General features: G+C 39.6%; 21 protein-coding genes. 8 read left to right on the top strand and 13 right to left on the bottom strand.

The window, feature by feature from the left end:
* Position 1: 1 nt before the first annotated feature.
* Positions 2-865 (top strand): alpha/beta fold hydrolase, encoded by an 864-nt coding sequence (locus ABIB30_RS11635; protein ID WP_354302175.1) that lies wholly within the window; start codon positions 2-4, stop codon positions 863-865.
* A gap of 1 nt (position 866) precedes the next feature.
* On the opposite strand, the gene ABIB30_RS11630 is transcribed toward ABIB30_RS11635, so the two are convergent.
* Positions 867-1,595 (bottom strand): DUF6515 family protein, encoded by a 729-nt coding sequence (locus ABIB30_RS11630; RefSeq protein ID WP_354302173.1) that lies wholly within the window; start codon positions 1,593-1,595, stop codon positions 867-869.
* 158 nt (positions 1,596-1,753) lie between these two features.
* Here ABIB30_RS11630 and ABIB30_RS11625 point away from each other — a divergent pair, with 158 nt between their 5' ends.
* Entirely contained in the window at positions 1,754-3,673 is a 1,920-nt protein-coding gene (locus ABIB30_RS11625; protein ID WP_354302171.1) for an alpha-L-fucosidase, read from the top strand.
* A gap of 4 nt (positions 3,674-3,677) precedes the next feature.
* Here ABIB30_RS11625 and ABIB30_RS11620 read toward each other — a convergent pair whose 3' ends face one another.
* Positions 3,678-4,271, bottom strand: coding sequence for an RNA polymerase sigma factor (locus ABIB30_RS11620; RefSeq protein ID WP_354302170.1), 594 nt, complete (start codon positions 4,269-4,271; stop codon positions 3,678-3,680).
* A gap of 227 nt (positions 4,272-4,498) precedes the next feature.
* Here ABIB30_RS11620 and ABIB30_RS11615 point away from each other — a divergent pair, with 227 nt between their 5' ends.
* Positions 4,499-6,121 carry a protein adenylyltransferase SelO gene (locus ABIB30_RS11615; protein ID WP_354302168.1) on the top strand — a complete coding sequence of 541 codons (1,623 nt, stop codon included), beginning with the start codon at positions 4,499-4,501 and terminating at the stop codon, positions 6,119-6,121.
* Positions 6,122-6,129: 8 nt separating this feature from the next.
* Here ABIB30_RS11615 and ABIB30_RS11610 read toward each other — a convergent pair whose 3' ends face one another.
* The 7 genes from ABIB30_RS11610 to ABIB30_RS11580 all read right to left on the bottom strand — a co-directional run bounded on the left by ABIB30_RS11610 (position 6,130) and on the right by ABIB30_RS11580 (position 14,011).
* The gene (locus tag ABIB30_RS11610) at positions 6,130-7,113 is read right to left on the bottom strand and encodes a 2-hydroxyacid dehydrogenase (RefSeq protein ID WP_354302166.1); all 984 of its coding nucleotides are present in this window, start codon (positions 7,111-7,113) and stop codon (positions 6,130-6,132) included.
* 130 nt (positions 7,114-7,243) lie between these two features.
* Entirely contained in the window at positions 7,244-8,674 is a 1,431-nt protein-coding gene (gene dnaA, locus ABIB30_RS11605; RefSeq protein ID WP_068401097.1) for a chromosomal replication initiator protein DnaA, read from the bottom strand.
* Between the two features lie 890 nt (positions 8,675-9,564).
* On the bottom strand, positions 9,565-9,990 hold the full coding sequence (locus ABIB30_RS11600) for an organic hydroperoxide resistance protein (protein ID WP_502931086.1): 426 nt from the start codon (positions 9,988-9,990) through the stop codon (positions 9,565-9,567).
* On the bottom strand, positions 9,983-10,417 hold the full coding sequence (locus tag ABIB30_RS11595; RefSeq protein ID WP_354302163.1) for a MarR family winged helix-turn-helix transcriptional regulator: 435 nt from the start codon (positions 10,415-10,417) through the stop codon (positions 9,983-9,985). The genes ABIB30_RS11600 and ABIB30_RS11595 overlap by 8 nt, the downstream gene beginning before the upstream one ends.
* A gap of 160 nt (positions 10,418-10,577) precedes the next feature.
* On the bottom strand, positions 10,578-11,768 hold the full coding sequence (fabV, locus tag ABIB30_RS11590; protein WP_354302161.1) for an enoyl-ACP reductase FabV: 1,191 nt from the start codon (positions 11,766-11,768) through the stop codon (positions 10,578-10,580).
* A 41-nt stretch (positions 11,769-11,809) separates the two neighbouring features.
* A complete protein-coding gene (locus tag ABIB30_RS11585; RefSeq protein ID WP_354302159.1) occupies positions 11,810-13,270 on the bottom strand; it encodes an aminoacyl-histidine dipeptidase in 1,461 nt (486 codons plus the stop codon).
* A gap of 120 nt (positions 13,271-13,390) precedes the next feature.
* A complete protein-coding gene (locus tag ABIB30_RS11580) occupies positions 13,391-14,011 on the bottom strand; it encodes a phosphatase PAP2-related protein (RefSeq protein WP_354302157.1) in 621 nt (206 codons plus the stop codon).
* Positions 14,012-14,195: 184 nt separating this feature from the next.
* Between ABIB30_RS11580 and ABIB30_RS11575 the strand changes: the two genes are divergently transcribed.
* The 3 genes from ABIB30_RS11575 to ABIB30_RS11565 are packed head-to-tail and all read left to right on the top strand — an operon-like array spanning position 14,196 to position 17,318.
* Positions 14,196-15,017 (top strand): alpha/beta fold hydrolase, encoded by an 822-nt coding sequence (locus ABIB30_RS11575; protein WP_354302155.1) that lies wholly within the window; start codon positions 14,196-14,198, stop codon positions 15,015-15,017.
* Between the two features lie 34 nt (positions 15,018-15,051).
* The gene (locus tag ABIB30_RS11570) at positions 15,052-16,686 is read left to right on the top strand and encodes a L,D-transpeptidase family protein (protein WP_354302153.1); all 1,635 of its coding nucleotides are present in this window, start codon (positions 15,052-15,054) and stop codon (positions 16,684-16,686) included.
* A gap of 59 nt (positions 16,687-16,745) precedes the next feature.
* Complete coding sequence (locus ABIB30_RS11565; RefSeq protein ID WP_354302151.1) at positions 16,746-17,318, top strand: YciE/YciF ferroxidase family protein; 573 nt, start codon at positions 16,746-16,748, stop codon at positions 17,316-17,318.
* A 124-nt stretch (positions 17,319-17,442) separates the two neighbouring features.
* On the opposite strand, the gene ABIB30_RS11560 is transcribed toward ABIB30_RS11565, so the two are convergent.
* Positions 17,443-17,928 carry a low affinity iron permease family protein gene (locus ABIB30_RS11560; RefSeq protein WP_354302149.1) on the bottom strand — a complete coding sequence of 162 codons (486 nt, stop codon included), beginning with the start codon at positions 17,926-17,928 and terminating at the stop codon, positions 17,443-17,445.
* Positions 17,929-18,094: 166 nt separating this feature from the next.
* Between ABIB30_RS11560 and lspA the strand changes: the two genes are divergently transcribed.
* On the top strand, positions 18,095-18,589 hold the full coding sequence (lspA, locus tag ABIB30_RS11555; RefSeq protein WP_354302147.1) for a signal peptidase II: 495 nt from the start codon (positions 18,095-18,097) through the stop codon (positions 18,587-18,589).
* Positions 18,590-18,602: 13 nt separating this feature from the next.
* Positions 18,603-19,271: a peptidylprolyl isomerase gene (locus tag ABIB30_RS11550; protein ID WP_354302145.1), complete on the top strand. Its 669-nt coding sequence runs from the start codon at positions 18,603-18,605 to the stop codon at positions 19,269-19,271.
* A 14-nt stretch (positions 19,272-19,285) separates the two neighbouring features.
* On the opposite strand, the gene ABIB30_RS11545 is transcribed toward ABIB30_RS11550, so the two are convergent.
* The 3 genes from ABIB30_RS11545 to ABIB30_RS11535 form a co-directional block, all read right to left on the bottom strand.
* The gene (locus tag ABIB30_RS11545; RefSeq protein ID WP_354302143.1) at positions 19,286-20,554 is read right to left on the bottom strand and encodes an ATP-binding protein; all 1,269 of its coding nucleotides are present in this window, start codon (positions 20,552-20,554) and stop codon (positions 19,286-19,288) included.
* Positions 20,544-20,933, bottom strand: coding sequence for a chorismate mutase (locus tag ABIB30_RS11540; RefSeq protein WP_354302142.1), 390 nt, complete (start codon positions 20,931-20,933; stop codon positions 20,544-20,546). The genes ABIB30_RS11545 and ABIB30_RS11540 overlap by 11 nt, the downstream gene beginning before the upstream one ends.
* 170 nt (positions 20,934-21,103) lie before the next feature.
* Positions 21,104-21,799, bottom strand: coding sequence for an AcvB/VirJ family lysyl-phosphatidylglycerol hydrolase (locus tag ABIB30_RS11535; protein ID WP_354302140.1), 696 nt, complete (start codon positions 21,797-21,799; stop codon positions 21,104-21,106).
* Positions 21,800-21,953 lie beyond the last annotated feature (154 nt).

Genomic DNA, 21,953 nt, shown 5'->3' with positions numbered 1-21,953 from the left:
GATGAAACATTACAGACAAATCTATCAGCAAGCCAAAGACCTGACTCAAATGGAAAGCTCAGCAATTGATGATTTACTCTGGAAATTGATCTGTTACGCCCCAAAAATCCCTTTGAGACTGGCACAACAGCAACTCTTAGACACAGCTGAACACTTTCAACTCTCGGTAACAGACACATACTTTACCAAACAGGAACTCGTATTTAACGGATTTAAATGGGGAACAGGAAGCCGTAAAATATTGCTTACCCATGGATGGAGCTCTAAAGCAGCAGATTTCTCTGCACTACTGGAAGAATTGCTTAAACTCGAAGATGCAGAAATCATCGCCTTTGATGCGCCAGGAAATGGAAGTTCACCCGCAGAACTATCAAATCTGATTCTTTATATAGAAGCTATCAAAAAGATTATCAATCAATATGGAAAGCCTTCGGCCGTTATTGGACATTCTTTGGGCGCAATGGCCAATGTAATTGCGCTGCAGCAAGCAGGTATCAAGCCCGATGTACTGATCAGTATTGCACCAGTTATCAAACTAAAAGCCCTGTTCTGTAATATGATGAATAGTGTGAATGTCCCTGAGAACCTGCAGGACAAGTTTTTTATTTCTTTTCAGGCTACCTTTAACAGACCTGCATCCGATTATGACCTGGATACCTATTATAACTTTGATCACACCCTGAACCACTGGATTGCGTTTGATGAAGAGGATACTGTAGTAAACTCAGCTTATCTTGATCTCTTTTTAAAAGAGCGGCCATGGATAAAGTCTGAAAACTACAAAGGAGCAGGGCATGAAAAATTAATCAAGCACACCCCACTCCTTAATGATCTGATCAGAGATTACTTCTCTGCTACCTTATAAATTATTTCCCAATCACTTTATAAGAAACCTTTCCATCATCACCAAAAACCTGTTCATAATAGACCCCATAATCAGAAACATAGTATTTATTACCTTTAACCATTACTTCTTTATAACCCTCAGGCAGCTGATTCACTACATCGCCAATCTGCGGGCCGTTATCCTGATTATCATTTCCATTGTCTGTATTCAGCACCCCATCTTTACCGGCCACGATATATACCGTTTTCCCGTCCTGATCCTGAGATTCGCTGTAATACACCCCTTTATATTCATCATATGTTTGTCCGTTAATCACTACCTGCTGCGCATCCGAAGGCAATGAAGGAACTGAAGCTCCGATTGGCGGAACAACAACCTTATACGTATCATCATATTGTCTGTAGAATAACCCGCCAGAATAATAAAACTGGCTATCTCCATAAAAAAACGGATAATACCCAAAAGGCAAAATACGAATACCAAAACCCAGATAAGGTCTGTAAAAACTGCGGTAAGAATAGTACGGTCTTCTAAACCCCCAACCAACCGGACGGTAATGATAACCGGCACGAACGCCGATATGCACTGAGCCGCCGCCGCCAAATGAACCTCTTGAGGGACCATGAAAAGACCTGCCGCCACCCCCGCCGCCCCGTCCACCTCTTTGCGCAAAAACACTTGTTGTCAGTCCGCTGAATACCAGCAAGGCAACCACAACTATTAACGATTTAAAATTTAGAGTTTTCATAATGAAATGAATCAATTTGCTTTTTTGACTACCCAGCAATTAAAAGGATTATTGCAAATGCCGATCAATTCCTTTTTTAACTAAAAGGTGATAAAACTGTGACAAACAGGCCAAAAGAAACAGAAGAATACTATCTTAGATATATCAATTGATCATACATGAGGTTATTCAACAAACAGCATCTTTTAATCCTATCTGCTATTTTATTATCCACAGGTACTTATGCCCAGCGCGTGGCTGGCGCACCAAAACCCTATGGCGCTATTCCTACAGAGAGACAGCTCAAATGGCAGGAAACAGAAATGTATTGTATTATCCATTTCACTCCTACTACCTTTCAAAACAAAGAATGGGGCTATGGAGATGCTGACCCCGCAATATTTAATCCCACTAAATTCAATGCCCTTCAAATTGTCAGCGCAGCTAAATCAGGAGGTTTTAAAGGGATCGTATACGTTGCTAAACACCATGATGGTTTCGCCCTTTGGCCAACAAAAACTGCGGCCTATAACATTAGTGAAAGCCCATGGAAGAACGGTAAAGGCGATATGGTCAGAGAATTTCAGCAGGCAGCAAAGCAAACAGGAATGAAATTCGGAGTTTATTGTTCCCCATGGGACCGGAATAACCCCGATTATGGAACACCAGCTTACCTTACCATCTACCGGAATCAACTTAAAGAACTGTATACCAATTATGGTGATATTTTTATGAGCTGGCATGATGGCGCAAATGGCGGAGACGGTTCTTATGGAGGAAAAAATGAGAAAAGACAAGTAGACCAGTCCACTTATTACGACTGGCTGAATACCTGGGAAATCACCAGAAAACTGCAACCAAATGCTAGTATTTTCAGCGATATCGGTCTCGACGTTCGCTGGGTAGGAAATGAAAAAGGGATAGCACCAGAAACAAGCTGGTCAACTATCACCCTGAAAGGAAACGGAAATAAACCACCAATGCCCGGTTTCCTGCAAGACTCAAACCTGGGCAGTGGTACAAGAAATGGGAAACAATGGATACCATTTGAGGGTGATGTATCACTACGTCCGGGGTGGTTTTATCATGCTGAACAAGATGGACAGGTTAAAACTGTAGCTGAATTATTTAACATTTATTGTAAATCAGTTGGTCATGGCGGAGCACTCGATCTTGGACTTTCTCCAACGACCGAAGGAATTCTTCATCCAAAAGATGTCAGTACACTAGCTGCATTTGGAAAGTTACTTCAACAAGTATTTGCACATAACCTGGCTAAAGAAGCTAAAATAAGCCTGTCTAACACGAGGAACAAACAGTCAGGCGAATTTGGTGCGGTCAACCTTACCGACGCAAACAGATACAGCTATTGGGCCACAGACGACGTTGTTCACTCCGCATGGGCACAGCTTGATTTTAAGAAACCTGTACAATTCAGTATCGTACAACTCCGCGAAAATATTAAACTTGGACAAAGGATAGACAGCGTGGCTGTAGAAGTCTTTAAAAACAACCGCTGGGAAATACTGGCAAAAGCAACCAGCATTGGTGCTAACAGGATCATCCGTTTGCCTCAGCCAGAAACCTCTGCAAAGATCCGTATCCATGTTTATGCGCCTGTAGCTATTGCTTTAAGTGAAATTGGCCTTTACCTGGAACCAGAACTTCAACCAGAAAATACGCAAACGGCAGACAATGCTTATCCCAAAACAAATTGGAAAGCATCTGTTTCTGGTTCTTCAGCTACAGCACAGCTTGAATTAAAAAACAGTATAGACAATAATAAATCAACCTATTTTGAAACAAAAAGCAGCAACTATATTGACTTTGATTTTGGAAAATCCCTGGTATTTTCAGCAGTAGGTTATCTGCCCGGACAAGATGGAACTGCAACCGGAGCTATTGAAAAATATGAATTATTCAGTAGTGAAGATGGCGAAAGCTGGGTGAAGATTGCCACCGGAGAATTTTCAAACATTAAGGCCAACCCTATTTTACAACGCATCACATTAGCTGCAAAAACAACAGCAAGATACCTGAGATTACAAAATAGTGAAAATAGGCTGATGCGTATTGCAGAACTGGAAGTTTACAAATAGTCCGTTAAAAATAGCACCGTAATTCTTTTACAGCCAGTCTGATTTTTGATTTTACGGTGCCTAAAGGAATATGAAGCTTGTCAGATACTTCTAATTGCGTATAGCCCTGAAAATAGACCAGGTTAAGAATTTGCTTCTGTGAATCTGACAACACACTCATCAGCTCACGCAAGCCAATGATATCGGTATTATAACGAAAATAGTGAAAATCATTGACTTTGGAATAGACACTGTCAATGTCATCATTTCTGATACTCTTTGCAAAGTTTTTCCCTTTGAGGTAGTCTTTTGCAGTATTGCGTGCTAAACAAGCCATCCAGGTAAATAACCTGCCTTTCTCTTCATCGTATTGATCAATTGATTTCCAGATTTTGATAAATGTCTCCTGCAAAATGTCTTCAGCGACTTCCCTGGAAGAAACTAGTTTGGAGATCACCCCCAATAACATAGCTGCATAAGCTACATATAGCCGGTTAAAAGACAACTGATTTTGTGCCTTTAATTCCAGGACTATTTCTCTTTCAAATGAACCTCCCTGAACAGGAACTTTGGCATCGCTGGCAATCACCATAATTTTATGACTATAGGATCTGTTCATATGATTAATTAATTTAACCTGAGTAATTATTTAAATTTACCGCCTTACAATAAGCATCGCAATAGATTATCACCATTCATTCCGTTCATTTTTTCTAAGAGATAATTTTGGTTTCCCCGAAATAATCCGTGCCTTATCAGTCATCTCAACCCACTGGTAACACGCTTATAAGTTAATAAAAATTCCTGACAGTAACAAGCATCAACTTTAAAAAGAACACAAAATAAATGGAAAGATTATTAAACCCCATCAAATGGATCTACCTTTGTTTAGAAAAAAAGAAACAGGATTTTATGGAAAACCTAAGTACAAAAACGTTTAAAAATGAATTTACCGGCACATTTGACGGTGATGAAAGCGGAAATTTTCCACCCAGACAAACTCCTGGTGTTTTATACAGTAAAGCAATACCTGCTCCAGTTAAAAACCCCGAATTAATAGCGTGGTCTGATGAACTGGCCCAAGAGCTTCAAGTTCAGAAACCAGATGACAAAGATGTGAGCATCCTTGGCGGAAACCTGGTCACCCCTTCTATGTATCCTTATGCGGCTTGTTATGCAGGACATCAGTTCGGAAACTGGGCAGGACAACTTGGTGATGGACGTGCGATTACCCTGGGAGAATGGGAAACCTCAAATAAGGCTGTATACGAGCTTCAACTTAAAGGAGCAGGTCCAACGCCATATTCACGCAGAGGAGACGGCAGAGCTGTTCTGAGATCGTCTGTACGTGAATATTTAATGAGTGAAGCCATGTTTTATCTTGGTATCCCTACCACCAGAGCTTTAGCACTGGTCACTACAGGTGACCAGGTTATGCGGGATCTCTTTTACGATGGAAACGCTGCCTATGAAAAAGGTGCAATTGTGATGCGTACAGCGCCAAGTTTCCTGCGTTTTGGGAATTTTGAAATGCTTGCTGCCCGGCAAGAGCTTCCTCAACTGCAAAAACTGACTTCATGGACTATAGACAAGTTTTTTCCGCATTTGACAGGGGAAAACAAAACACTGGCCTGGTTTGAAGAGGTGGTAGAGAAAACAGCTGGTCTGATGGTAGAATGGATCAGAGTAGGTTTTGTGCACGGCGTAATGAATACCGATAACATGTCAATCCTTGGGCTCACCATTGATTATGGCCCTTTCTCTTTTCTGGATCAGTATGATCCTGAATTTACCCCGAACACCACAGATCTTCCAGGAAGAAGATACGCTTACGGCCGTCAGCCTTCCATCGGCTACTGGAATTTAGGTTGCCTGGCAAGCGCTATCGCTCCCCTGTTTGAAGAAACTGAACAGCTGTCAGCAGCACTCGAAAACTACAAGACGATTTACTTCTCCAAGTACCATGCGATGATGGCAAATAAGCTTGGCCTGGACGAGTTCAAAGCAGCCGATCAGGAGCTCATTGAGATGGTAGAAAAGACGCTGAATTTACTCAAAGCCGATATGACTATCTTCTATCAGCTGCTGATCACACTGCCTGCTCAGACTGATACCGAAGAACTAATTTCGGCTCATTTTTCACCCTCATTTTATGAGCTTCCCAACAAAGCTACACAACAAGAGCTTCATCAAACGATAAAGTCTTATCAGAAGAGAATCAGAGAGAACCAAATTTCACCTGAAGCTTCACAAGAGCTGATGAGAAAAACAAACCCCCGCTTTATTTTAAGGAATTATTTGCTGTTGCAAGCCATACAAGAATTAGAAAAAGGAGATCAAACCTTCTTTATAAAACTGCAGGAAGCCATCAAAAACCCTTATGCTGCAACGCAAGAAGAATTCTTTAAACTAAGACCGGAATGGGCCAGTGACCAGCCCGGAAGTTCTACCTTATCCTGCAGTTCTTAAACCTGAAATCAGGCCAGTTTATTTCCTGTAGACTGGCCCGATTCTGCAGCATTCAAGTTCTGCAAAGTAGTCTGGGCAATCTCAGTCAAAGCCTCTGTAGTAAAGAATCCCTGATGCGCAGTAATCAGTACATTGGAGAAACTCATCAGCCTTAGAATCTGCTCATCTTCAATCAGGCTTTCCGAAAGATCCCTAAAAAACAGCTTGTCTTCCTGCTCATAAACATCAATCCCCAGGTAGCCCAGTTTTCCCTGCTTAAGGGCTTCAATTGCAGCATGCGTATCCAAAATTGCTCCTCTGCTGGTATTAATCAGCATCACTCCCCTCTTCATCTGTTCAAACCGCTTTTGATTAATCAAATGATGCGTATGCTCATTTAAAGGGCAATGAATTGAAATAAGATCTGCAGTTGTCATCAAAGTATCCAGGTTTACCAGACTAACATTAGCAGGTGCATTAGCTACTACCGGATCATAAGCAATCACTTCACAACCAAAACCCTGCATTATTTTCGCAAAAGCGAGCCCGATTTGTCCCAAGCCAAGAATACCTACTTTTTTGCCGTTCAGATTAAAACCAATTAACCTTTCTAAAGAAAAATTCCCCTCTCTTACCCGGTTATAAGCTTTATGTGTTTTGCGGTTCAAAGTCATAATCATGGCAACCGCATGTTCTGCTACCGCTTCTGGCGAATAAGAAGGCACTCTGTAAACATTTATCCCCAATCCCTTAGCGGAATCAAGGTCTACCTGATTAAAGCCTGCACAGCGGAGTACAATCGTATCTGTACCATGCTGATGCAGTATTTCTAATGTTTTTGCATCCACTTTGTCATTTACGAAAACACAAACCCCACGACATCCACTGGCTAAAATTGCTGTATCCGCATTTAAGGCTGGTTCCAGAAATACAAATTCGTGATCAAAATCTTCATTTACAAGATTAAAATACTGTTTATCATAAGATTGTGTACTAAAAACGGCTACTTTCATGTTAAATAATTTAAGCTTAATATAAGGTTTTTAAAACCCTGAGAAAATTCAATTCAACAAAAAAGGCACCCGTAATTACGAATGCCTTTTTCTATTTTAGCCGGAAAACCGGCTTTTAAGCAGGATTAATCTAGCTCATCTTTAATTTTTTCTGGATATCATTCACATATCCTTTAAATTTCTTATCAGTATCAATCAGATCTTCAACCGTTTGACAGGCATAAATTACTGTAGAGTGATCTCTTCCACCGTAAAAGGCGCCAATACTTTTCAAAGAAGATTTAGTCAGACTTTTCGATAAATACATCGAAATCTGGCGTGCCTGTACAATTTCACGTTTACGGGTTGGTGATTTAACCATCTCCACAGGCACTTCAAAATACTCACAAACCAGTTTCTGGATATAATCCATTGAAATCTCTTTCGTGGTGTTTTTGATAAAGTTTTTCAGCATTGATTTAGCTAAACCCAGATCAATGTCTTTTTTATTCAGCGTAGACTGTGCTAATAAGGAAACCATTGCTCCTTCCAGCTCACGTACATTGTTATCAATGTTATTCGCTACATATTCAACGACATCCGAAGGAAGTTCAATCCCGTCGGCATACATTTTTTTCCTTAAGATCGCGATCCTTGTTTCCAGATCTGGAATTTGCAAATCAGCTGAAAGCCCCCATTTGAAACGACTTAACAAGCGTTCCTCAACACCCGAAAGGTCTTTTGGCGCTTTATCTGAAGTAATAATAATTTGTTTACCCGACTGATGTAAGTGATTGAAAATATGGAAGAAAATATCCTGCGTCTTCTCTTTTCCGGCAAAATTATGGACGTCATCCATGATGATTACATCCATTGCCTGGTAAAAGTTCACGAAATCATTAATTGTATTGTTCTTCAGAGACTCTACAAACTGCTGACAGAATTTCTCACAAGACACATATATAACCAGTTTGTCTGGCAAAGTACGTCTGATTTCATTACCAATAGCCTGTACAAGGTGGGTTTTGCCCAGTCCAACAGCTCCATAAATCATTAATGGGTTAAAAGATGTTGCACCTGGTTTTGCCGCTACTGCAAAGCCTGCAGAACGTGCCAGACGGTTACAATCACCCTCTACATAACTTTCAAAAGTATATTGAGAATTTAATTGAGGATCAACATTAAGTTTTTTCAATCCGGGTATAATAAAAGGATTTTTGATATCCTTATTAATTGATACCGGAACAGGCATTGACTGTGTTTTTGAAGCAGCCCCATTTCCATTTGAAGGCATACTGGTTGTGTAGGGTGAACCACTGTTTGACGACTTATCAACCACAATATTATACTCTAAACGTCCTTCTTCTCCCATTTGCTGTTTAACTGTCTTGCGCAATAAACCAACATAATGCTCTTCAAGCCATTCATAAAAGAATAAACTCGGCACCTGTACAGTTAATATGTTGCCTTCCAATTTTAATGCCGAAATCGGTTCGAACCAAGTTTTAAAACTTTGGACCGGGATGTTATCCTTAATAATCTGGAGACAGTTATTCCATACTTCGGTACAAGTTTTTTGCATAGTTATTCTATAAATTAATGGTATTCGACTTAAACAACGACCAAACACTCTGCCGTTTTGGGAGGGCGAAGATCATAAAAATTACCAACAAAAAATCATAAAATCTCACCTAATTCATAAGTCGCTAACAGGCAAAACGATAGCCTAGAAAAAAGCGTCTTTTTTGTGGATAACTTATCCACATTGAAAATTCAGTGTTTATAACTATTGCTCAAACAAAAGGTTTTCATTCCTTAATACAGGACAATATTACCAAAAAAAGCCGACAAATTCAGATCTGTTTATAAGTCAGCGGGAGAGCCAAAAAAGAGAAGAGCGACATTTTGTCATTTACTAATTGTTTATATAAAAGTTATATACATCTCATTTAAAATATAATATAATAATCAATTGATTCGATAAGTTAGCCTAACAGCTAAATTAACTCTTGATTATTGAACAAAGTGAACAGTTAAATAGGATGACCTTGCAATCGTGGCCAGAGAAGCCAGAAGGAATAAATATGATGCACAAAAAAATCTATAATGTTTTACACATTCAGGTTAAAAGTAAATTTCAGTGATCGCAGTCTGAGCAAAATAACAGCCCTGCAAAAGACTTTTTCAGTATCGGAAGGGCAAAGGCTATTACCAGGCAGATCGTTCCGCAGAATGGAGATTAAAGCCATATAAAGCGAAGGCAAACAGCAAGAGTAATTAGGGAGAGATGCGATAAAGAATTAACCCTTTTTTATCAAATATGGCCTTCACCAGGAATCGCTTGTCAGAAAGCGGGTCAAAAAGTGTTCTGAAGGTGCATTGGGATGAGGTTGGAATGACGTTGCAATATCGTCTTAAAGGTTAACTACGCCCCTGTTTCTTTAGAGTTCCAGGAGCGCAGTTACTTATTTTCTAAACATTTTCAAGTTCAACCTCGATATTACCACGTGTTGCATTGGAGTAAGGACATACCTGGTGAGCCTTCTCAGTCAGTTTCTTTGCAACATCAGCATCTACTCCCGGAATAGATACCGAAAGTTTCACAGCTAACTGAAAGCCTCCTGTTGTATTTTTTCCGATACTTACGCTGGCTGTTACTTTAGTTTCACCTGTCTGTACCTTATCCGTTTTAATCACTAAGTTCAAAGCACTGTCAAAACAAGCCGCATAGCCTGCTGCAAAAAGCTGCTCAGGGTTAGTATAGGCTCCTGCCCCACCCCCAAGCTCCTTTGGCATTCTTACTTCCAGGTCTAAAACGCCGTCTGATGATTTTACATTTCCATTTCTGCCGCCAGTCGCACTCGCTTCAGCAGTGTATAATTTTTCTATTTTATCCATGATTTTTATTTATTGTATTTAAGATTCCTGTAAGTTTTTGCTGAAGCCCCATCATCTCACCCTCTGTAATATCCAAAGCGCAAAACAGGGCACCCGGGATTCCGGCAGCAGCATATTTCAATTTCAACCCGCCACTGGTCAGCTCGATCAATACGATCCTTTCATCTTCCTCACTTCTTTTCCGGGTCAGATACTTTTTCTGCTCCAGCCTTTTCAATAGCGGGGTTAAAGTTCCAGTATCCAGTAAAAGCTTTTCACCAATTTCTTTGATGCTGATTTTATTGGTTTCCCAAAGCAAAAGCATCACCAGGTATTGCGGATAAGTGAGATCCAGTTTTTCCAGCAAAGGACGATACAAAGCGGTAATCTGTCTTGATAAGGCGTAGATCGGGAAGCAGAGCTGCTGCTCCAGTTTAAGCATTTCCATACTCATTAAACGGATATCACCTAACTATATTGTGTACAATACAATTTTACACAATACAAAACACAACAACCTTAAAATCAGATAAATAAAAACATAATACATACAAAAAGAGGGCTTCCAACTGAATGGAAACCCTCTTTTAAACAGGTTGAAACCGAAATTAAACTAATCCCGGAACTTCTACCATTTCATTTGTTTCAGCTTCATAATCAACTCCGGCTACATCAAAGCCAAACAGATTCAGAAAGTCATGTTTGTAACCAGCAAGGTCACCAAGTTCTGGTAAACTTTCTGTAGAAATGCCCGCCCACAATTCAGCAACTTCTGCTTGTGTTGCTGCATCCATCTCCAAATCATCCACACGGATTCTTCCTTTTTCATCAGTTGGAATAGCAGCACCAGTATATAATCTGTCCTGGAATAAACGTTGAATCTGCTCAATACATCCTTCGTGAGTTCCTTTAGCTTTCATCACTTTATAAAGCAATGAAATGTACAATGGAATTACTGGAATAGCAGAACTTGCCTGAGTTACCAAAGCTTTATTTACAGAAACATATGCTTTTCCATTCAGGTCTTTTAATTTCCCGGTGATATGGAAAGCAGTAGCCTCTAAATCATCTTTAGCACGACCAATTGTTCCTTTACGGTAAACCGCTTCAGTTACAGACGGACCTATATAAGAATAAGCAACTGTCGTTGCGCCTTCTGCCAGTAAACCTGCAGCTTTAAGATCTTCGATCCAGAAACCCCAGTCCTCCCCTCCCATTACGGCAACGGTATTTTCTATTTCTTCTTCGTTTGCCGGCTGAATAGAGATATCAGTAACTACGCCGGTATGAAAATCTACTGTTTTGTTAGTGAAACTCTGACCGATTGGTTTCAATACAGAATTATACACAACTCCGGTTTTAGGATGTGTTCTGCGTGGTGAAGCCAGGCTGTAGATAACTAAGTCAATCTGACCTAAATCAGCTTTAATCAGGTCTAACGTTTTTTGTTTGATCTCATCAGAGAAAGCATCACCATTGATACTTTTAGCGTATAAACCAGCTTCCTGAGCTTTAGTCTCAAAAGCAGCTGTATTATACCAGCCTGGTGAAGCCGTTTTACCTGGTGCAGGTGGTTTTTCGAAATACACACCTATCGTAGATGCATCCGATCCAAAAGCACTGGTAATTCTTGACGCCAGTCCAAATCCTGTAGATGCGCCGATAACCAGCACACGTTTAGGGCCAGCTATAGCGCCTTTTGATTTCACGTAGTTGATTTGATTGACAACATTCTGCTCACATCCCTGAGGATGAGCAGTCAGGCAGATAAAACCACGTATTCTTGGTGCAATAATCATAAATTGTTCTTTAAAGAAGGTCTAAAATAATTAATTCTTTTCTATTTAATGTTTTTGGGAATCTCTTTCAATACGCTAAGCAGGAATCCCCAGAATTTCTGAACGGAAGAAATCTGTACCCTTTCATCCGGAGAATGTGCTCCTCTGATAGTCGGTCCAAACGAGATCATATCCATTCCAGGTAAATGACCACCCAGAATACCACATTCCAGGCCTGCATGACAAGCATCAACTTTTGGTGCTTTACCAAAAGCAGTCTCATACATGCGCACCATTAATCTTAAAATATCTGAGTCAGGGTTAGGTTTCCATCCGGGATAGTCTCCATCTTGTGAAACTTCACTGCCCATATTTTCAAAAGCAGCACGGATCGCGTTGGATACGTCTGTTTTAGTACTTTCTACACTACTACGTTGTAAAGACTGGGTGATAAATTTGCCATCTTTAACAATTACTCTCGCCAGGTTACTGGATGCTTCTACTAAATCCTCAATATCAGGACTCATTCTGAAAACACCATTTGGTATCGCATAAATTGTGTTGACGATCTTTTTAAAGTCAGCATTGACCATAACTTGTGCAGGCAAAGCTATTTCACTAAGTACGATCGCCAATGCCGGTTCTACGGTTTGGTATTCTTCCTGAATTACAGCAGTAAATTCTTTTATAAATTCTTCAAATGCTGCTTTTTCTGCAGTCGGAACTACGACTACAGCAGCAGATTCTCTTGGTATAGCATTTCTTAAACTGCCACCATTGATAGTACTTATTTGCAGACCGATAGTATGAGCCGCCGTAAAAAACAAACGGTTCATCAGTTTATTTGCATTTGCTCTGCCTTTATGGATATCCATTCCTGAATGCCCGCCTTTCAATCCCTTGATGGTGATTTCAAATGCAGTGCTCAAAGCTTTTACTGCTTCTTGCTGATAAGTATAGTTTGTATTGGTATCTATTCCTCCGGCACAGCCGATGGTCAGTTCATCATCTTCTTCAGTATCCAGGTTCAATAAGATAGTACCGGAGAAATTAGCCGGATCAAGCTCTTTAGCGCCCGTCATGCCAGTTTCTTCATCAATGGTAAACATAGCTTCCAATGCAGGGTGCTGAATCGTTGCTGAGGCTAATAAAGCCATAATTGCTGCCACTCCTATTCCATTGTCGGCACCCAATGTGGTGCCTTTTGCTTTTACCCAGTCTTCATCCACAAACATTTCAATGCCTTGTTCATCAAAATTAAACACGGTATCGCTGTTTTTTTGATGTACCATATCAAGATGAGACTGTAAAATCACTGTTTTACGATCTTCCATTCCCGGAGTTGCAGGTTTTTTGATCACTACATTCCCGGTTCGGTCTGTCACAGTTTCAAGACCAAGGTCATTTCCAAAGCTGACCATAAATGCAATGACGCGTTCTTCTTTTTTTGAAGCGCGGGGCACGGCGTTCAGCTTTACGAAGCTACTCCAAAGTTCCTGAGGTTCTAAATTTTTGACTTCCATTCAAAAGGGTATATGAAATAAGCCTTTATGGCAAATTCCCTGGTTAAAATTATATGTAAAGATATAAACCGTTTAAAACTAAACGGCTTTAAAGCGCGGCCAATTTAAGGATTATCAAAATTATATCCTTGCTACTGCCCGGCCAAGATACCAGAATATGTAACTAAAAACCGGCGCGGCCAGTACATCTGCGGTATAATGAACGTGCTGAACTAATAATAAAATGCCTAAAATCCCTGTAGCAATGAAAATAATAACCTTTTCAGTTTTATTTTCCAGGCAAAGGCCAACCAGGCATAAAGTAGCCGTATGGCCGGAAAAAAACAAATCTTTAGTAATCAGATTTGATCCGTAAAAAATGATAGAAAAAGGATCACTCAGGTGTACCAGGTTTGCAGGCGCATCGAGTGGGATCAGCGATATCGTGATCATCCTGGCCAGACAGAGAAAAATATATCCCCATAAGGCGATCATGCAGATCGAAGAATTCTTGATTAACCGCCAGATAAAAAATCCTGTTGCCGGATAAAGAATCAGAAAGATATAATCAGAAACATCATGAGCCGGTAACCGGTGCAGTACCCAGTCGTGCATCAAAACTCCGTTTCTGGCCTGTATAAACAAGAAAAAATCCTGCAAGTAAAAAAGTATCAGGAACATCATTAAGATGCCTGATATAAATTTTACCCTAAAGGCCGGATATTCCCAGGCGAACTGCCAGGTCAACTGTTTAGTCTGCATTAATATGAATCAGGTTAGATTTTGTCGCGGCAAATATAATATTACTTTTCCCGCCTTTATATTTTTGGAGTAAATATTGATCAAAATACGAACAAAAACAGGTCAAAATCCTGTTTTTAACTAATTAATCGCAATATTTGAGTATTGTGTTTCAGCGAAGAAACATTATAAATGCTAAAATATCATGCGTATAAAAGACATCATTATCTGTGCGGCCTGTGTATTGACTTTGTTGATCAATGCCTGCCAAAGCCAGGTAATCAATTACGGTAATAATCAAAAGACGGGGAAATACTTCAATATCAGAGGGTTTAAAATGTACTATGAAATATATGGTACGGGTAAACCTTTATTGATGATTCATGGGAATGGCGGTGACATCAGTTCTTTTGCGGGTAACATCCCCTATTTCTCTAAAAAATACCAGGTTATTGTAGCAGATAGTCGAGCACATGGCAAATCTGAAGACCTGCGGGACTCGCTCAGCTTTGAAATGATGGCTGACGATTATGCTGCCCTGCTGGATTCTATAAATGTAAAATCGGCTTATGTAATAGGTTGGAGTGATGGTGGCATCAATGCTTTGCTGCTGGCCATGCGCCATCCGGATAAAGTGATTAAACTCGCTGCTACAGGGGCAAACCTTTGGCCGGATTCTACAGCTTTAAAGCCAGAATTCTGGAAATCTGAGCAGGAAACGTTTCTGTCCGGTAAAGACAAGGCTTTTGCTACTGCTAAGGAAAAGAATGACTGGAAGGTATTCTTACTCGACTGGAATCAACCCAATATTCCTTTAACAGCATTAAAACAGGTCAAATGCCCAGCTTTGATTATCGGTGGCGATCATGACCTGATCAATACGGAACATACGGTTTTGATCGCAAAAAATATCCCCGAAGGCCAGTTATGGATTGTTCCTAAATCCGGCCATGCTACATTAATCGAGCATAAAGATGAATTCAACCATAAAGTTGATGAGTTTTTCCTGACGCCTGATTTGCAATAATTTAATTTCCAACGTTTTACTTATATTCATACCTATGAAACTAAAGTTACGCTTCAATTTTTCAATTTCAAGACTTCCTTCCTTACTACTGATCATCCCGATTTCTATGTTTTTTATACAGTGTCAGCGAAAAGAAGTAAAAAAAATAGCCAGGGACGTTACAATTACGCCTAAAAATGCAGTGACCAAACTATTAATTGATAGTATGGAACTGGAAAAATATATCATCGGGGCTAAATTAGAAGATAGTTCTGCGTTAAGGCTGAGGAACTTTTACAATAGCCGGAACTTTCAGTTTGCCTGGTTAACAGAAAAAGGGCTTGCAGAACAAACCAGGGTATTTTACGCACTCGATAAGAGTTACGATTCAACTTCCAGAGACAGTTCTAAAAATGAATTGTTATTCAGGAAACAACTCGATGGATTAATCAGTAAAGACACTACTATTCTTGCCGTAAGCCCGGCTATGGTTCAGCTGGAACTGGAACTGACCCAGCACTTCTTTAATTTTGTAACCAATGCTTATGCTGGAAAAGTAGATCCCGCAGCGCTGCAATGGTATATCCCCAGGAAAAAAATTAACGCAGTTGCTTTACTGGATTCGCTGGTCGCCAAAAAAGGAGCTGGCGTAGCAGAATGGGAGCCTGTAAACGGGTATTATAAAACACTGAACAAAGAACTCATCCGCTGGTATAGCATTCAAAAAAGAGGTAGCTGGCCACAACTGGATGCTGCTGCGCTGAAAGCTATAAAAGAGGCAGATTCCGGATCAGTAATTCTACAGTTCAAACAGCGGCTCATTGATTTTGGAGATCTGGATGCTAAAGATTCTACATCAATTTATACGGCAGCAGTAACCGCAGCAGTTAAAAAAGCACAGTTGCAATTTGGATATGGACAAACCGGAAAACCAGATCGTCTGTTACTGGCAGCTTTAAATGCGCCTGTTGAGTCCCGTATCCAGCAGATGCTGATCAATCTGGAAAGAATCCGCTGGTCTCCGCTGATGCCTGAAGGTAAGTTGATTTTAGTGAATATTCCTGAATATAAGCTGCATGTATTCGAAGCTAAGAAAGAGGTATTGAACATGGGTATTGTGGTTGGAAAAGCAGCGAACAAGACTGTAATTTTCAGCAATACTTTAAAAAACATCGTTTTTAGTCCTTATTGGAACATTCCTCCAAGTATTGTTCGTGCAGAAGTGCTGCCTGCAATGCGTAAGAATCGCAATTATCTGGCACAGAAAAATATGGAGCAGTATGGTTTTAGTGACGGGCTCCCGCTGATCCGCCAGAAACCAGGAAACACCAATTCTCTGGGACGTGTTAAATTCTTATTTCCAAATAGCTACAACATCTATTTGCATGACACACCGGCAAAATCTTTGTTTTCAGAAGACAAGCGGGCATTTAGCCATGGCTGTATCCGTCTGGCGAAACCTAAAACGTTAGCTGAATATTTATTAGCGGACAGACCTGAATGGACGTCTGAAAAAATTGACAAAGCTATGAACTCTAAAAAGGAGGTATGGGTAACGATGAAAACTCCTGTTCCGGTGATCATCGCTTATTTTACCAGCTGGGTAGATAAAAATGGACTGATCAATTTCAGAGAAGATATTTATGGCCATGATCAAAAGATGGCTGAACAGCTATTTCCTGCAAAATAATAAAATAATGTAAACCTTTCTATAGATGAGCGGTTATGGCTACTCAAAATCAATAGAACATGGCAACTACAACAAAAAAAACTACCACAACTACAAAAGCAAGTTCAAAAAAGACAACTGGTCTGACTGGAAAAATGAAGGATTCTGAATTCCATGAATTCTTTGTAGACGAACTGAAGGATATTTACTGGGCAGAGAAACACCTGGTTAAAGCACTTCCAAAAATGAAAAAAGCAGCAACCAGTCCAGAGCTTGCAGCTGCATTTGAGAAACATACACAGGAGACTCAAACGCACATTGACACTTTAGAAGAAGTGTTTGCACTATTGGAAACAAAACCTGCAGCTAAGAAATGCGATGCAATGGCTGGTTTATTGGAAGAAGCTGATTCTATCATTGCTGACACTGATAAAGGCACATTGACCAGAGATGCAGGCTTAATCCTGGCAGCTCAGAAAGTGGAACATTACGAAATAGCGACCTATGGTACATTAGCTGTATTCGCTCAGAACATGGGACATACAGAAGTGGCCAGCTTATTACAGCAGACACTTGACAATGAGAAAGCAACTGATGTAGCTTTAACTGAAATCGCGACAGCTTATGTAAATGAAGAAGCTGCAGCTGAGTAAATAAGGAAGATGCAGCAGCGTAAAATGTTAAACATTAAATCTAAAAAAGCCTGAATAGTAAATTACTATTCAGGCTTTTTTGTCGCATTATAATTATATATCCGGATTTCAGGTGCCGGATATATCAGGATTCAGGTGCCGATGTTTCATCCTTATGGTATTTCCTGCGGTGTTCAATTTTCTCTTTTTCCAGATTATTTGCAGCGTCTATAGAATGAGAGTTATGAATATCGTCATCCTCTTCGGAGATATCAGAGAGTTTTTGGTAATATTTGTGCAGTACATCCAGCTCCTGCTCAGTCAGGTCCTCAATATCAACCATCCTGTTACTTGCATGCCTGCTGGCGGCAATCAGTTCGTTTAATTTTAACTGGATAGCTTTGGAATCTTTGTTTTGAGATTTCTGGATTAAAAAGACCATCATAAAAGTAATGATAGTGGTTCCGGTATTGATCACCAGCTGCCAGGTATCAGAATATTTAAAAACCGGCCCGCTGATCCCCCAGACAATGACAACTGATAAGGCTATGCCGAATGCTGCAGAACTCCCTGTCCAGCAAGTAATTTTTGTAGCTAATTGCTCAAAAAAGGATTCTTTCTTCTTTTCCATGAACGTTATAATTTGATTTATGCGGGGTATAACAATACGAGTGGACTTCTGTTTTAAATGTTATTTTATAATAGCCAGATTTATTTCATCATCGCTGAGAAGAAATCTTTTAAATTTGAGATTATAAACTAAACGGATTAAGTTTATACCGAAAATTACTGTCTGGATGAAACTTATCTTAAGAAATCTATCTATTTTACTAATTGTACTGGCTAATGCTGGCTGTGACCAGCTTTCTAAAAATGTAGCCCGTCAAAATATAGCTTACCATGAAACGATCAATGTGATTGGTAATCATTTAATATTAACCAAAGTTGAGAACTCGGGGGCATTTTTAAGTACTGGCGATTCAATGGCAGACTCCGTAAAGTTTATTTTCTTGTCTTTAATTCCGCTGCTTGCACTTTGTTACGGCATCTATTATTTGCTGAGAAATAGTCAACTCAATAATTTACTGGTCCTGGGCATCTGTTTTGTAATTGGCGGAGGCTTGGGAAATCTCTATGACAGGCTTCTTTATGGATCAGTAACCGATTTTCTGCATATAGACTTCTATATCCTGAAAACCGGGATTTTCAACTTTGCTGATGTTTCCATTATGATCGGAATGATTATGCTGGTTATACATTTATATGTTAAGCGCACGCTTCAATTTACTTAGAATTATCTTTAATATGATAAACCGATCTATTCTCACTATCATTTTATTCTTTCTGAGCTGCACAGTTCAGGCACAAACCAATTATGTACGCCTTAGTACCTCAAAAGGTAATATCCTGATTATGCTATATGATAAAACTCCTGATCACCGGGACAATTTTCTCCACCAGGTTAAAAAAGGCCTTTTCAAAGATCAGGAGTTCAACAGGGTCATTAAAAATTTTGTAAGTCAGGGTGGTAAACTGGATGAAACTATATTAGACAGAGAAAAACTTAATCCGCAAGCTCCTGTTCAAAGGCTGGCAGCCGAAATAAGACCAGAATTATTCCATAAAAAAGGAGCTTTGGGTGCGGGAAGAAATGACAATCCAGAAAAGAGTTCTTATCTCGATCAGATTTACCTGGTAGAAGGAAAAATACAGACTGATGCAGAACTGGATGCACTGGAAGTAAAAAGAGGAATAAAATTCACTCCCGCCCAGCGCGAAACTTATAAAACTATAGGTGGTCTTCCGCGTCTTGATCAGGATTATACAGTTTTTGGAGAAATCGTATCAGGAATAGAAGCAGCCAAAGCAATTAATGAGGTGGCTACAGATAAAAATGATCGTCCTATCAAAAAAGAAAGCTTTACCATTCACATCCTGAGCAAAAAGGAAATCAGCAAAATTGCAAAGCCATAAAAAAACAGGGCTCCTTATTGCACTAATAAGGCAGTAAGCTCTGTTCTTTCTTCTTCTTCCAGGTCAACAATATTCTCCAGCAGATGCAGCAAACTCCCTCTTTGGTCAGAAACCAATAAGGCATCAATTAATGCTATAAATGTCTTTTTCTGATCTATGCTCAGATTACTGAATATTTTAGGCTGAATTTCGTAAATGGTTTTCAGCGTATTCAGCAAATCTTCTTTCCTTTTCGGATTGAGCGGTTCTTTATCATTCAGGGAAAGTACTCCTTCGTTTTCAAAACGCTGAAGCAGTTTACCAGAATATTCTTTCAGGAAAAACTTCCTTTTCGCACGCAACAGCTCATTCACTCTTTTACTCAGTAATTTATATTCTGGTGACGATTTTGACCGGTTATATAATTTCACCTGCGTATCAAACTCCGTTCCGCTGAAATCGAAATCTGTAAAGAATTCGCTTTCGATATAAACACTATGAAAATATTCGTCGGCTTTTTTGTTGAGGGTCGTATACTCCTTAAACTTCTCTTCACCCCTTTCGTTGATATAATAGACTTTGGACAGCTCTTTATGTAAAGACTCCTTCCATTGTACAAACTTCAGCTTAAATAGTGTCTGTGTACTTTCATCCTTCAACAGGATATCCTCTTCATAGTATTGGATATTATCTGTATAGTCAAGCGGGACACCATTGATGACAATAGCATAGTTCCTCTTTTTATTCAGCTCCAGAAACCAGCAAAACTCTGCTTTTAGAAAAGGAATAATCTCCTGTTCCATATTTTCCTGTAAAATCTTGATATTGGAGAACAATACTCTGGTGCCTGTTTTTTCACTTAACGGCATATCGAGTAAATTAGCCTGATAATTATTCAAAGCAGATACCCCAATCATAATTCTGCCACTTTTCAGGGCATCGTTATGCAAGAAGGTAGTTTGCCACTCGGCATCGTTGGCAAATTTAAAGAAAGTTAACCTTCCTACTCCATTTTTACCATGCATTACGGAGCGGTTACGATTCACAGCCAGCTGCAACGCCTTCTCTGATTCATAAAAAGGATCAAACTTAACTTTCAGGTTTTTAAAATTTATCCCATAACCGTTGTCATAAATTTCCAGATGATCCATGAAACCCAGTTCGTTGGCTGTATAGTTAATTTCTACAGTGTCGGCATTGGCATCAAAACCATTCCAGATATACTCAGCCAGCGCTTGTTTTTCATTGTAATTGCGCAAAACCTTTTGTATGCCGCTGGAAGTGATATTTACATTATTTGCCATGGAAGTTTAATTTAATTTCATCTTCAATTCTCAGACTTTCTTTGTGAATGGCATTCATCATTTCAGTAACAAAGGTAGCGGATAAACCTGCTTTTTCCCCAGCAATGATACTTTTTTCCAATACCTGTTTAAAGCGATCTGCTTGTAAGGGCGGAATATTGTTCTGGGCTTTATAAATTCCAATCTCTCTGACCGCACTTTCCCTTTCTCCGATCAACCGCATCAATTCTTTGTCCAGCGAATCAATCTTCTTTCTGTTGATTTGCAATGTATTCAGACCACTATCTGATGCTTTTGGAGTGATTTGCTGTGCAAACACCATAGACTGACTCAGCAAAAAAATACCAAATAAAAATAAGATACGGCGATATAACTTCATAATGATATGATTTAAGAGCTAAATTTAAGGTTTCATCTGTGATTTGACTTATAAATAATAACAGATTTATTTTTGGCTTTATACAATAAAGCTCCATTATGAGCGTCTGTATATATGAGAGCGTTAATTTAGATAGCGGGGATGAGTCGGAGACTTATCCCCGTTTCTTTTTACAACCCTTTTATAATCGCCCTGGTCACCTGGGGAATATCATCGTCAAAACGATGAGAGCCAGGAATCGTCACCTTATGTATTTTATCTGTTTGCTTTAAAGCCTTATAAAACTCACTATCTTCCTCCTTACCGAAAATACACCATACGGGAATCACTGATTTCAATAACTCCGGGTTTACTTTATATTTCTCTTTGTCGGTAGAGCCAAAATTCAGTAAGTTTTTTAGTTTAACCACGTACCCGGTCGAAAAACCTGGTGAAAGCAAAACTAAAGAGTTTTGTTTTTCTGCCAGATTACCGGGTAAACGGGAAGGGACAAAAGCGGCAACATCTGCCCCAAAAGAATAACCAATCATAGAAAACGACTCCTTATTCCATGTTTTTAAATAAGCAGACAGGATCACCTGCATATCTTTTGCAAACTGATCGGGTGTTTTCTGCGTCCAGAAATATTTACGGGTATCAAGTACCAGTGTAGCGTACCCGTTTTTAACCAGCTCCTTTACGGTCGACTCCGAAAAATTATTCCATCCGCCATCACCAGTCAAAAAAATAAGCATCGGTTTATTGGAGCGCACAAAATGCGCGTGTAGTGGAAATTCTGACAATTCGCGTGCAGGTTGAGCGTTCACGTTCATCAGGCTGAATGCCGTAATCAGCAAACAGGAGCTTAAAATGGTTATTATCTTCATGGTCTTGATTTTGTCTGAAGACTAGAGTCTCCCCTATCGCCTTAGTGCAAAGTTAAGAAAAAGCCACATAGATGCGATTAATTCAATAGTGATCCTTGTCATTTTTTAGAATCAGAGACAGTTTTATATTTGGGCAGATAATTTATTTCATACC

Origin of the sequence: Pedobacter sp. UYP1 (genome assembly GCF_040547305.1) — a bacterium.
Lineage (GTDB): Bacteria > Bacteroidota > Bacteroidia > Sphingobacteriales > Sphingobacteriaceae > Pedobacter.
The sequence above is the reverse complement of the archived record's forward strand: the minus strand, read 5'-3'. Positions and strand labels throughout refer to the sequence as shown.

Coding starts and splice junctions, on each gene's coding strand:
- ABIB30_RS11635 (WP_354302175.1), top strand. CDS start 2: ATGAAACATTACAGACAAATCTATCAGCAAGCCAAAGACCTGACTCAA.
- ABIB30_RS11630 (WP_354302173.1), bottom strand. CDS start 1,595: ATGAAAACTCTAAATTTTAAATCGTTAATAGTTGTGGTTGCCTTGCTG.
- ABIB30_RS11625 (WP_354302171.1), top strand. CDS start 1,754: ATGAGGTTATTCAACAAACAGCATCTTTTAATCCTATCTGCTATTTTA.
- ABIB30_RS11620 (WP_354302170.1), bottom strand. CDS start 4,271: ATGAACAGATCCTATAGTCATAAAATTATGGTGATTGCCAGCGATGCC.
- ABIB30_RS11615 (WP_354302168.1), top strand. CDS start 4,499: ATGGAAAGATTATTAAACCCCATCAAATGGATCTACCTTTGTTTAGAA.
- ABIB30_RS11610 (WP_354302166.1), bottom strand. CDS start 7,113: ATGAAAGTAGCCGTTTTTAGTACACAATCTTATGATAAACAGTATTTT.
- dnaA (WP_068401097.1), bottom strand. CDS start 8,674: ATGCAAAAAACTTGTACCGAAGTATGGAATAACTGTCTCCAGATTATT.
- ABIB30_RS11600 (WP_502931086.1), bottom strand. CDS start 9,990: ATGGATAAAATAGAAAAATTATACACTGCTGAAGCGAGTGCGACTGGC.
- ABIB30_RS11595 (WP_354302163.1), bottom strand. CDS start 10,417: ATGGAAATGCTTAAACTGGAGCAGCAGCTCTGCTTCCCGATCTACGCC.
- fabV (WP_354302161.1), bottom strand. CDS start 11,768: ATGATTATTGCACCAAGAATACGTGGTTTTATCTGCCTGACTGCTCAT.
- ABIB30_RS11585 (WP_354302159.1), bottom strand. CDS start 13,270: ATGGAAGTCAAAAATTTAGAACCTCAGGAACTTTGGAGTAGCTTCGTA.
- ABIB30_RS11580 (WP_354302157.1), bottom strand. CDS start 14,011: ATGCAGACTAAACAGTTGACCTGGCAGTTCGCCTGGGAATATCCGGCC.
- ABIB30_RS11575 (WP_354302155.1), top strand. CDS start 14,196: ATGCGTATAAAAGACATCATTATCTGTGCGGCCTGTGTATTGACTTTG.
- ABIB30_RS11570 (WP_354302153.1), top strand. CDS start 15,052: ATGAAACTAAAGTTACGCTTCAATTTTTCAATTTCAAGACTTCCTTCC.
- ABIB30_RS11565 (WP_354302151.1), top strand. CDS start 16,746: ATGGCAACTACAACAAAAAAAACTACCACAACTACAAAAGCAAGTTCA.
- ABIB30_RS11560 (WP_354302149.1), bottom strand. CDS start 17,928: ATGGAAAAGAAGAAAGAATCCTTTTTTGAGCAATTAGCTACAAAAATT.
- lspA (WP_354302147.1), top strand. CDS start 18,095: ATGAAACTTATCTTAAGAAATCTATCTATTTTACTAATTGTACTGGCT.
- ABIB30_RS11550 (WP_354302145.1), top strand. CDS start 18,603: ATGATAAACCGATCTATTCTCACTATCATTTTATTCTTTCTGAGCTGC.
- ABIB30_RS11545 (WP_354302143.1), bottom strand. CDS start 20,554: ATGGCAAATAATGTAAATATCACTTCCAGCGGCATACAAAAGGTTTTG.
- ABIB30_RS11540 (WP_354302142.1), bottom strand. CDS start 20,933: ATGAAGTTATATCGCCGTATCTTATTTTTATTTGGTATTTTTTTGCTG.
- ABIB30_RS11535 (WP_354302140.1), bottom strand. CDS start 21,799: ATGAAGATAATAACCATTTTAAGCTCCTGTTTGCTGATTACGGCATTC.